Below are 10,004 nucleotides of genomic sequence, written 5' to 3' on the forward strand. Positions count from 1 at the left end.
TATTATAGTTATCAACAAGAAGTCTGTGACTCAGAAGCACTTAGAAAAAGCCGATATGAAGGAATTTATATTAGATGGAGCTAGGGTGAAATCTGGTGACGAGGTAAAGGTTGTTACAATAGCTAAGGAGAAATTTGAAGGGATATTGATTGGTGCCATAAAGAAGGAGAGATCGATATTGATGGTAACCCATGATGATGAGATAAAAAAATTTAGTATAGATAATATCTTAAAATTTAAAATAATAAGCAAGTATGGCAAATTTTTTAGAACCTAAACTTCTATCTGTTTTCTAAAAAAATTTTAAAATAAGAAGGAATATATTAATCTATGTAGAAAACTATATACTACAATATTTAGTAAGGATGATTTTTATGTCACGGAAGGAACGTGAAAAAAAGAGAATAAAGAAAAAAAGAATGAGATTGATACTCATATCTTTTATATTCATATACTTATTTTTTAGAAGTGTTCCATCATTATTTGCTATGGCCTTTAGAACGATTTTGCCTGAATCAGTAATAATTGAGGATAAGATTGAAACAGAAGCTATAGTAATCAAAAAAGAAAGCATACATAAAGCAGAGGGTATGGGAAAAGTAGAAATTTTTGTTGATGAAGGAGAGAAAGTAGCTGCAGGTACAAAAATAGCTCAACTAAGCCTTCTAGACGAGACTTCTACATTGAAACAGGAATTGGATGAGTTAAATAAAAAAATAGATGTACTAGCTAAGACTGAAAAGGATAGTGAAATGATAAAAATCGATGAAGAAAAAATAGAAGAAGGCATAGAAGGGATAATAGATGCTATTCAAAACTCCATTTCATCGGGGGACTATGAGAAGGCTGAGATATTAAAAGAAAAACTTTCCATATATTATGGGAAACAGAAGGAGATTACAGGAGAGGATACTTTAGTAAGTTATAGCCTTGAAAACCTGAAGGCCAATAGAGATAAACTACTCAAACAGATTACTAGCAATACTATAAATAGTTTTTCACAAACATCAGGGATAGTATCTTATCTAATAGATGGATATGAGGAAATATATTCATATAATGACAAGGAAGACTATGGATATTCTGACTTTAAGGCTATTTCTAACAAACAAAAATTAATAGAAAATCATATGGATGTTGATTATGGAGAACCAATTTTTAAAGTTATAGACAATTTTGAATGGTATATGGTGGTTAAGATTGATAATATAAAGGATATAGATAGCTATGAAATAGGAGACTCCATTAACATTTCTGCAGATAAAGTAGAAGGTGAAATTAAAGGTTATATAAGAAATATAAATAGAGAAGGAAGCAAAGGCACAGTTTTATGTAATTTCAATACTGACTTTCAGGATTACTACGATAAAAGGCTTATTGATGTAAATATAATAAAATATAAATATGAGGGATTTAAGATTCCTAGCAAGAGTATAGTTGAAAAAGATGGTATAAAGGGAGTCTATATTAAGGATATCAGTGGAATAATCAAATTTAAACCCATAGAAATATTGAAGGAAGAGGACAAATTCACTTATATAAACCGCGGAGATAAGAATAACAAAATAAAGGTAAAAGGAAGTGATAAATTAGCTAAGACGGTAACCATATATGACGAAATTTTACAAAACACTAAAAACATAAAAGAAGGAATGATTATCAACTGACATCGAGGAGGGAATTGATATTACTGTTAAGGATAATTTATTGATTATAGAACAAAATATAGAAAATGCTCTACATAAATCTGGCAGGACAAAAGATAAGGTTGATATTATTGCGGTAACTAAAACCGTTGGCATAGACCAGATGAATGAGGCTATTGATGCAGGATTAATTAATGTTGGAGAAAATAGGGTTCAAGAATTGACAAAAAAGTACGATATAATAGGTGACAAGGCAGATTTTCACATGATTGGACATTTACAGACTAACAAGGTAAAAAATATAATTGATAAGGTCTCTCTAATCCATTCTTTAGATCGTATTTCTTTAGCTAAGGAGTTGGATAAGAGGGCCAAAAACAATAATTTAACAATTGATGTACTAGTCCAGGTAAATGTAGCTGAAGAAAAAAGTAAATATGGTTTAAAAGTTAACGAAGTTATTCCATTTATAGAAGATGTACAAAAGTATGCAAATATAAGGATTAAGGGGCTTATGACGATAGCGCCTTTTGTAGAAGATCCTGAAGAAGTAAGATGGGTTTTTAGAGACTTACGTCGATTATATCAAGTGGTTGGAAGTAAGGGCTATGAAAATGTGGAAATGGAAATACTATCTATGGGAATGACTAATGATTATCAGGTTGCAATTGAAGAAGGTTCCAATATGATAAGGGTTGGAACAGGACTATTTGGAAAAAGAAAATACTAGGAGGGATTATATGTCAAGTTTAATGAACAAGTTTAAATACTTTATTGGAATTGATGATCTAGATTTGGATGAAGAATATGAAGAAGATGAACTATATGAACTAGAAGAATTACCCGTTAATACGAAAACAAAAAAGATGAACAACAAGGTGGTGAATATCCATACAGCTGGTAATATGAAAGTAGTTGTTCATGAACCATTAAACTATGAAGATGCTCCTAAAATTGTAGATGATTTAAAGATGAGAAAAACCGTAGTAGTAAACCTAGAACAATTGGAGGCTAACATAAAGAGACAGATATTTGATTTTATCAATGGAGGCTTGTACTCTTTAGATGGGAATATACAGAAAGTAAGTAAGGACATTTTTGTTTTAGCCCCTAACAATGTAGAATTGGATGGCAACATAAGGGATGAACTAAAAAACAAAGGAGTTTTTCATTGGTAGACAATTTAGATAAGGGGTAATAAGATGATTACACTATATAAAGCTATTGATATACTGTTTAATATTATTGAAATACTGATACTAATAAGGATAATTTTTTCATTCTTACGGATAGGTCCTTATAATCCTATAGGCAGGATAGTATATGAAATGACAGAACCTATTTTAGGACCGGTAAGGGAACTGATTTATAAATTGGGGATAGATACTGGAATGTTTGATTTTTCACCTTTGATAGCCGTGCTCATACTTAGACTTATATTAAGTATTTTAAGATCTATACTTATTTAATTGATGGTGATGTATTTGAAATTGGACAAGGACAAGTTTATTTCTCATATTGTAGATAATGAACAGATTATGAACATGCGGAGAGTTTTAGATAAAATTCAGATAGTGCTTAATTCCCATAGGATACAGTCTACAGATTTTCTAGATCCCTATGAAAGAAAACTTGCGAAATCTATATTGAATCGTTTTCCAGAAATAGATTACTATGAAATAGGTGGATTAGATGAAGGGGAGAGAAAGGTTATACTTATACATCCTGATTATTATCAGCTGGATGAAGGCGATATCCCCATAGATTCATTGATGATATATGATTATGTTGGTGAATTTTCTCATAGGGATTTTCTAGGCAGTATTCTCAATTTAGGAATAAATAGAGAAAAAATAGGGGATATACTAATACATGAGAACTATGCTCAAGTTGTAGTTAAAGAGGAAATTTGTAATTTCATTATGTTTTCCTTAGAAAGGGTGGGGAAGGAAAAGGTCAAGGTAAAACAAATTCCATTAAAAGCTTTAAAACAAGGAAATATTGAATATAAGGATATTTATATTACAGTACCTTCCCTAAGGTTGGATGCTTTAATGAGTGGTGGCTTGAATCTATCAAGGGATGATAGCCAAAAGTTGATTAAGTCCAACAAAGTAAAAGTCAATTGGGAACCTATTGATAAAGTTGCCAAAGAGATTTCAGAAGGAGATGTAATTTCAACTAGAGGGTATGGGAGATTTGTAGTAAATTCGATAGAAGGAATTAGCAGAAAAGGGAGAATAAGGATAATAATTAGATTATTAAAATAATTGGAGTGAATACGATGATTACACCCCTTGACATTCAAAATAAAGAATTTAAAAAATCCTTTAGAGGCTATAAGGAATCAGAAGTAGATCAATTTTTAGACGATATTATTGAGGATTATGAAAACTTGCATAGAGAAAATATAGAATTAAAGGATAAAATTCTTGTTTTAAGTGAACAGATAAAACAATACAATAATCTGGAGGAGACTTTGAAGGAAACACTTATTGTAGCACAAGGTACTGCTGATGAAGTGATTGGTGCAGCGAGACAAAAAGCAGAGCTTATTATTGAAGATGCGGAAAATACTTCTAGAAAACTAATAGATGCTGCTAATGATGAGGTAAGGACTATTAGAAGGGAATATGACTACCTTATAAAAGAAATTTTTATTTTTAAAACTCGTTATAAATCTTTTATTGAAGCTCAGCTAATTACCTTAGATGAATTTTACTCTAAAATAGAAAAAGAGGATTTAAATATGAAGGGACCTGATGAGGTGCAGCAGGAAATGGAAGGTGAAATCATAGCTGATGTGGAAATGGAAACTAAGGAAGTCAATATAGATAGCAGCATTGATGATTTGGGGGCATAGCCCTCAATTTTATTTGTGTTGACAAACTAACTAAATTATTATTAAAATGTAACGTAGTATTAAGGGACATGAAAGTAATTGGAGGAGTATTTATGACTAAGCAAATAAAAATTGATGATGAAATAGCTATCGGCGGCGAGGAGTTTACTATTATCGCTGGCCCTTGTGCTGTTGAAAGCCAACAACAGATGGACCGAATAGGTAAATTTTTAAAAGGATTGGGAATTAAAATTATACGAGGTGGTGCATTTAAACCTAGAACTGATCCTAAATCTTTTCAAGGACTTGGTTTGGAAGGATTTAAGATATTAAAAGATATAAAAGAAACCTATGGGTTTAAAGTAGTATCGGAGATAATGGACCCGAGAGATGTGGATTTAGCTTACGATTATGTAGATATCTACCAAATAGGTTCAAGAAATATGCAAAACTATTCATTGCTAAAGGAAGTAGGTAGGACAAAGAAACCTATATTGTTAAAGCGAGGGATGAGCGCTACTATTGGAGAGTGGATTAAAGCCTCAGAATATATACTATCAGGAGGCAATGAGGATATTATATTATGTGAAAGGGGTATTAGAACCTTTGAAGATTATACTAGAAATACCTTGGATTTAATGAGCGTTCCTATCATAAAATCCAATACTAATTATCCAATTCTTGTAGATCCAAGTCATGGTACTGGAAAAAGGGAATTGATCTTACCTGCATCCAAGGCTGCCTTGGCCATTGGAGCTAATGGTATTATCGTTGAAGTGCACCCTAAACCAGATGAAGCTTTATCCGATGGAGCCCAATCACTAAATTTTATTGAATTTGAAAGTTTATTAAGGGAAATTGGTAGATTGAAAAATTCTATAAGTATTAAAGAGTAAATAATCCCTTTTGTTCTCATAATATAGTATTAGAATTATGAGAATGGAGGGATTTTTTTATGGCAAATTATTATTTAATGGACCATGATGATGAGTTGCTATTCTTTTTTATCCTACTGACTCATATATGGGGGGCAAGATATAATAAAAACAGCCTATTATTTTTTCTACTAATTCTACTGATGTATTCATAATATAAATGAGTTACAGACATGAATTATATAATAGGTTATGGGCATATTATTATATGAAGTTTTTCCATATAATTTGTAGGAGGTCTAAAATGGACGGTGATAGGAGAAGACTTTTGAAGGATAAGTTACTTCAAGAAAAAGAAAAAATATCGAAGGTTTTATATAAGATGAATGAAACTTTAGAATATGGTTCAATGGATGAATATTTTACTGAATTGTCTGCTTATGATAATCATCCTGCAGATATAGGTACAGAAATGTTCATGATGGAACAGGATAAAGGATTAAAAAACAAGTTGAAAGATACCCTTTACGAAATTGATATTTCTTTAGGAGATATGGATGAAGGTAGTTACGGTTTTTGTATCGACTGTGGCAAACCCATAGAGGAGAACAGGCTAGAATTAATTCCATATATAAAATTATGTATTAACTGTACAAATAAAAAACTTCCTTTAGAAGATAAAAGAAACTTTAGGCCAGAAGAGGAAGATAGTATCAGTCCTTTTAGTAAAAGTTTTGATGAAGGCAATGCAATGGATAGGGAAGATAGTTATCAAGCTGTGACCAGATATAATAAAATAGAAAAAGATCCTTCCTTTTCTACTGGCGATGATATAGGAATCTTTGATGAAGAAGATAGTGGTACGGTAGAGGATGTAGAAAAGTTATCTCAGGATTATTATGACAAAACTAAATAGGGACTATTTTTAATCCATGCTCCAATAAATAATCTTATTGGAGCATTTTATTATGGAATTTTAGCAGTTCTATTGTAATAATCTTGATTATCATTTAAAATGTTATTATGATCAAATAATAGAAGGAGGAAGAGAATTTGCTGTATTTAATTACAATACTTGTTATAGTATTAGATCAGGTTACAAAATATGCAGCCGTTAAATACTTGAAAGGTAATAGTCCCTATGTAATAATAGAAAAATTTCTTCAACTATATTATGTGGAGAACTATGGAGCGGCTTTTGGTATTTTACAGAATAAGAAAATATTTTTTGTTATAATTACTTCTATGGTAATTATTAGCATTATCTTCTTCTTGTATAAAAATCCATATAATTTAAATAAACCTATGCAGATAGCTTTGGCTATGTTACTAGGAGGTTCAATTGGAAATTTAATCGATAGGGTTAGATTAGGTTATGTAATAGACTTTATAAGTACAAAAATTGGCAAGGGCTATGATTTTCCTGTATTCAATGTAGCAGATATGTTTATAGTTATAAGTACATTATTGATAGTTATTATGGTGTTGCTTAATAGATATGAAGCATAAGGAGGCATTGATGGAGATAATGGAAATACATGTAAACATAGATGGTGGTGAAAGATTGGACTATTATCTTTCTAAGACAATTCCAGGCATTTCAAGGACTTATGTCCAAAAGATGATCAAAGAAGGATTGGTTTTGGTTAATGGAAAACAGGTTAAACCTAGGTATCTGGTCAAAAAAGGAGACCTAATAAAAGCAAATTTTAGGGAGCCGGAAAAGTTGGAATTAATACCTGAGGATATACCTATAGATATAATATTTCAGGATGAGGATCTGCTAGTAGTAAATAAACCTAAGGGAATGGTAGTACATCCTGCACCAGGAAATCCTTCTGGGACTTTAGTAAATGCTCTATTGTATCATGTATCAAATCTTTCATCTATAGAAAGTACCATAAGGCCTGGCATAATACATAGATTGGATAAGGATACTTCAGGATTATTGATAGTGGCTAAAAATGATAAATCCCACAAGGCTTTGTCAAAACAGTTAAAAAACCGAGAGATAAAAAGGATATATACAGCTTTAGTCTATGGAAGGCTAGATAAGGAAAAGGCAGTAATAGATGCGCCTATAGGCAGACATCCGATTAATAGGAAGAGGATGGCTGTTGTATATAAGAATAGCAAAGAGGCTATAACCCATTATAGAGTTTTAGAGTATTATAAAGATTATACATTAGTAGAAGCCTCCCTTGAAACTGGCAGAACCCATCAGATTCGAGTTCATATGGCATACATAAATCATCCAGTAGTGGGGGATCCAGTATACTCTAACAGAAAAAGTGAATTTGGTGTGGATAGTCAGTTGCTCCATGCTAGACAGCTAGGTTTTTATCATCCGAGGAGTGGTGAATATATGGAGTTTGAATCAGAATTACCTAAAGATTTTAAAAAAATTATTCAATTGCTAGAAAAAAGAAATAGGTAGGTGGTGTAATTGAGAACTAAAGCAATTATATTAGATGAAAAGGCTATACAACGAGCTACAACTCGAATTGCAAACGAGATTATTGAAAGAAACAAAGGGGTAAAAGATTTGATGTTGGTCGGAATAAAAACAAGAGGCGTACCTTTTGCCCAGAGATTAGCCAATAAAATTTATGAAATAGAAGGAGAAAATATACCGGTTTTAACTTTAGATATTACGCTATACAGGGACGATCTGACGGAGATACAAGGAGAACCTATTGTAAAAAAGAAAGAAACGAATGAAGACATTGATGATAAGATTATAGTGCTAGTAGATGATGTGATATTTACAGGTAGGACGGTTAGAGCTGCACTTGATGCTCTTGTAGATATGGGTAGACCAAGGAAAGTGCAATTGGCGGTTTTGATTGACAGAGGCCATAGGGAGCTACCTATTAGGCCTGATTATATTGGCAAAAACCTACCTACGTCTAGAAGTGAGATTGTAAATGTGAAATTTACAGAAATTGATAAAATGGATCAGGTGTTGATTAACGAAAAAAGGTAGAAGATTAATCTTCTACCTTTTTTAACTTTTTAATTCTTTCATATTCAGGAGTAATGAAAATTGTATTGAAGTTTTCATATATGACCATGCCCGTCCTTGCATTTTTAGGTTTCTTTACATTTTTCTTTTCAGTATAGTCTACAGCCACATTGGTGGAATGCTTAGCTTTGCTATAGTAGGCAGCTAATAAAGCCCCTTCTTCTAGCGTAGTATCAGGGATGGTTTCTTTATCTTTCCTTATAATAACGTGACTACCAGGTATCTTTTGAGCATGGAGCCATACATCATCCTTATTGGCAAATCTCAGGGTTAAATATTCATTTTGTCTGTTATTTTTCCCTACATATATATGGTAACCTTCTGTTGATATATAATGATGGGGTTTTGAAGTAGGTTCCTTTTTCCCTTTATTTCTCTTGTTTTTATTGCTTTTTAAATACCCTTCTTTAATTAACTCTTCTTTTATTTCATCTAACTCTATTACCTCTGTACAGTTATCTATACTATTTAAAACATTTTCCAGGTACTCTACCTCTTCCTCTGTTTGAGGAATTTGTTTTAATAGTAATTTATGGGCATTTTTTAGTTTCGAATATTTTTTGTAATATCTTTGAGCATTTTCAGCTGCAGAATATTTGGGATTTAAGGGTATTGTTATTACCTTCATATCCTCGCTATAAAAATTTTCTAACTCCACTTGACGAACTCCTTTTTCTATTCTATATATATTGGCAGAGATTAAATCTGCATAGATTTTATACTTTTCCCTGTCTTTAGATTTTAGCAGTTCATCTTTTTGCTTGGAAAGCTTATTTAAAGATCGTTCTAACTTAGTTTCGATGGATTTTTTCATAGAATGGGATTTTTGTCTAACCCTATCCATAGTGTCATTTATCAAATAGAACTTATCAAGTACTTGACTAATAGAATCTAAATACACCTTTTCACAATTCCCAAATTGATTTAGATCTAAGGCGTGAAAGGATATATAGCCAGGATTATTAGGATCGTGAATTAATACAGGAGTATAATTTTCAGCTTTTACCTTTAGCATCATGGACATAAAGGAATCTAGTAATCTTTGCCTTTCCTGCATATCCAAACTGGATATGGGTCTATCCATATCAATTCCAGAATCAAAGCATATTTCCCTACTTATCAATGGGCTTAGCCCTAAGTAATTGGTGTAGAAGAATTTATATATATGAATATTAGGTTTAGATCCATCTATTAGACTAACAAATTCTTCTTCATCTAAAAATAACGGGTTAATTTTGTCTTGTAGGGATGGATATTGATATTCTAATCCAGGTAGTACCTGTCTTACCCTACTAATATCCTGGGATACTCGCTTAATAGAATCTATTATATTTAAGTTTTCTTTTTCAATTAATATGATATTACTGTGTTTTCCCATTATTTCAACTATCAGTCTTTTTTGAGAAGGGCGGCCTAGTTCATCTAGTGAACTTATGTCTATTAATATAATTCTATCCATATGAAATTGTTGTATGTCTAATATTACCCCTCCTGATATATGCTTTCTAAGGAGCATGCAAAACATAGGCGGGTTTGGTGGATTCTTCTTTACTTGATTAGTAAAATGGATCCTGGGATTATTGCTGCTTGAAGATATAAGAAGTTTATAATTATTT

At 31.7% G+C, this 10,004-nt stretch carries 13 protein-coding genes; 12 read left to right on the top strand and 1 reads right to left on the bottom strand.

Features of this window, described 5'->3' with window-relative positions; genetic code table 11:
* The 12 genes from C3E88_RS09545 to pyrR all read left to right on the top strand — a co-directional run.
* A partial coding sequence (locus tag C3E88_RS09545; protein WP_236909956.1) for a hypothetical protein occupies nucleotides 1–277 on the top strand: 277 nt, incomplete at its 5' end.
* 97 nt (nucleotides 278–374) lie between these two features.
* Nucleotides 375–1,667, top strand: coding sequence for an HlyD family efflux transporter periplasmic adaptor subunit (locus C3E88_RS09550; RefSeq protein WP_236909957.1), 1,293 nt, complete (start codon nucleotides 375–377; stop codon nucleotides 1,665–1,667).
* 40 nt (nucleotides 1,668–1,707) lie between these two features.
* Nucleotides 1,708–2,376 (top strand): YggS family pyridoxal phosphate-dependent enzyme, encoded by a 669-nt coding sequence (locus C3E88_RS09555; protein WP_236909958.1) that lies wholly within the window; start codon nucleotides 1,708–1,710, stop codon nucleotides 2,374–2,376.
* Nucleotides 2,377–2,386: 10 nt separating this feature from the next.
* A complete protein-coding gene (locus tag C3E88_RS09560; protein WP_236909959.1) occupies nucleotides 2,387–2,824 on the top strand; it encodes a cell division protein SepF in 438 nt (145 codons plus the stop codon).
* Nucleotides 2,825–2,848: 24 nt separating this feature from the next.
* Nucleotides 2,849–3,115 (top strand): YggT family protein, encoded by a 267-nt coding sequence (locus C3E88_RS09565; protein ID WP_236909960.1) that lies wholly within the window; start codon nucleotides 2,849–2,851, stop codon nucleotides 3,113–3,115.
* Between the two features lie 9 nt (nucleotides 3,116–3,124).
* On the top strand, nucleotides 3,125–3,916 hold the full coding sequence (locus C3E88_RS09570) for a YlmH family RNA-binding protein (RefSeq protein ID WP_236909961.1): 792 nt from the start codon (nucleotides 3,125–3,127) through the stop codon (nucleotides 3,914–3,916).
* A gap of 14 nt (nucleotides 3,917–3,930) precedes the next feature.
* Complete coding sequence (locus tag C3E88_RS09575) at nucleotides 3,931–4,509, top strand: DivIVA domain-containing protein (protein WP_236909962.1); 579 nt, start codon at nucleotides 3,931–3,933, stop codon at nucleotides 4,507–4,509.
* Nucleotides 4,510–4,520: 11 nt separating this feature from the next.
* Nucleotides 4,521–5,384, top strand: coding sequence for a bifunctional 3-deoxy-7-phosphoheptulonate synthase/chorismate mutase (locus C3E88_RS09580; protein WP_336513085.1), 864 nt, complete (start codon nucleotides 4,521–4,523; stop codon nucleotides 5,382–5,384).
* 283 nt (nucleotides 5,385–5,667) lie between these two features.
* Nucleotides 5,668–6,279: a TraR/DksA C4-type zinc finger protein gene (locus C3E88_RS09585; protein ID WP_236909964.1), complete on the top strand. Its 612-nt coding sequence runs from the start codon at nucleotides 5,668–5,670 to the stop codon at nucleotides 6,277–6,279.
* Between the two features lie 137 nt (nucleotides 6,280–6,416).
* Nucleotides 6,417–6,872: a signal peptidase II gene (lspA, locus tag C3E88_RS09590; protein WP_236909965.1), complete on the top strand. Its 456-nt coding sequence runs from the start codon at nucleotides 6,417–6,419 to the stop codon at nucleotides 6,870–6,872.
* 10 nt (nucleotides 6,873–6,882) lie between these two features.
* The gene (locus C3E88_RS09595) at nucleotides 6,883–7,800 is read left to right on the top strand and encodes an RluA family pseudouridine synthase (protein WP_236909968.1); all 918 of its coding nucleotides are present in this window, start codon (nucleotides 6,883–6,885) and stop codon (nucleotides 7,798–7,800) included.
* Between the two features lie 9 nt (nucleotides 7,801–7,809).
* Nucleotides 7,810–8,349: a bifunctional pyr operon transcriptional regulator/uracil phosphoribosyltransferase PyrR gene (pyrR, locus tag C3E88_RS09600; RefSeq protein ID WP_236909966.1), complete on the top strand. Its 540-nt coding sequence runs from the start codon at nucleotides 7,810–7,812 to the stop codon at nucleotides 8,347–8,349.
* Between the two features lie 4 nt (nucleotides 8,350–8,353).
* Here pyrR and C3E88_RS09605 read toward each other — a convergent pair.
* On the bottom strand, nucleotides 8,354–10,004 hold a 1,651-nt coding region (locus C3E88_RS09605; RefSeq protein WP_236909967.1), incomplete at its 5' end, for an Rqc2 family fibronectin-binding protein.

This window comes from Clostridium sp. Cult3, from assembly GCF_021655115.1.
In the GTDB taxonomy this organism is placed as follows: domain Bacteria; phylum Bacillota; class Clostridia; order Tissierellales; family Tepidimicrobiaceae; genus PPXY01.

What these genes read in the sequence shown, in the direction of transcription:
- C3E88_RS09550 (WP_236909957.1), top strand. Translation starts at nt 375, where the DNA reads ATGTCACGGAAGGAACGTGAAAAAAAGAGAATAAAGAAAAAAAGAATG.
- C3E88_RS09560 (WP_236909959.1), top strand. Translation starts at nt 2,387, where the DNA reads ATGTCAAGTTTAATGAACAAGTTTAAATACTTTATTGGAATTGATGAT.
- C3E88_RS09565 (WP_236909960.1), top strand. Translation starts at nt 2,849, where the DNA reads ATGATTACACTATATAAAGCTATTGATATACTGTTTAATATTATTGAA.
- C3E88_RS09570 (WP_236909961.1), top strand. Translation starts at nt 3,125, where the DNA reads ATGTATTTGAAATTGGACAAGGACAAGTTTATTTCTCATATTGTAGAT.
- C3E88_RS09575 (WP_236909962.1), top strand. Translation starts at nt 3,931, where the DNA reads ATGATTACACCCCTTGACATTCAAAATAAAGAATTTAAAAAATCCTTT.
- C3E88_RS09585 (WP_236909964.1), top strand. Translation starts at nt 5,668, where the DNA reads ATGGACGGTGATAGGAGAAGACTTTTGAAGGATAAGTTACTTCAAGAA.
- C3E88_RS09595 (WP_236909968.1), top strand. Translation starts at nt 6,883, where the DNA reads ATGGAGATAATGGAAATACATGTAAACATAGATGGTGGTGAAAGATTG.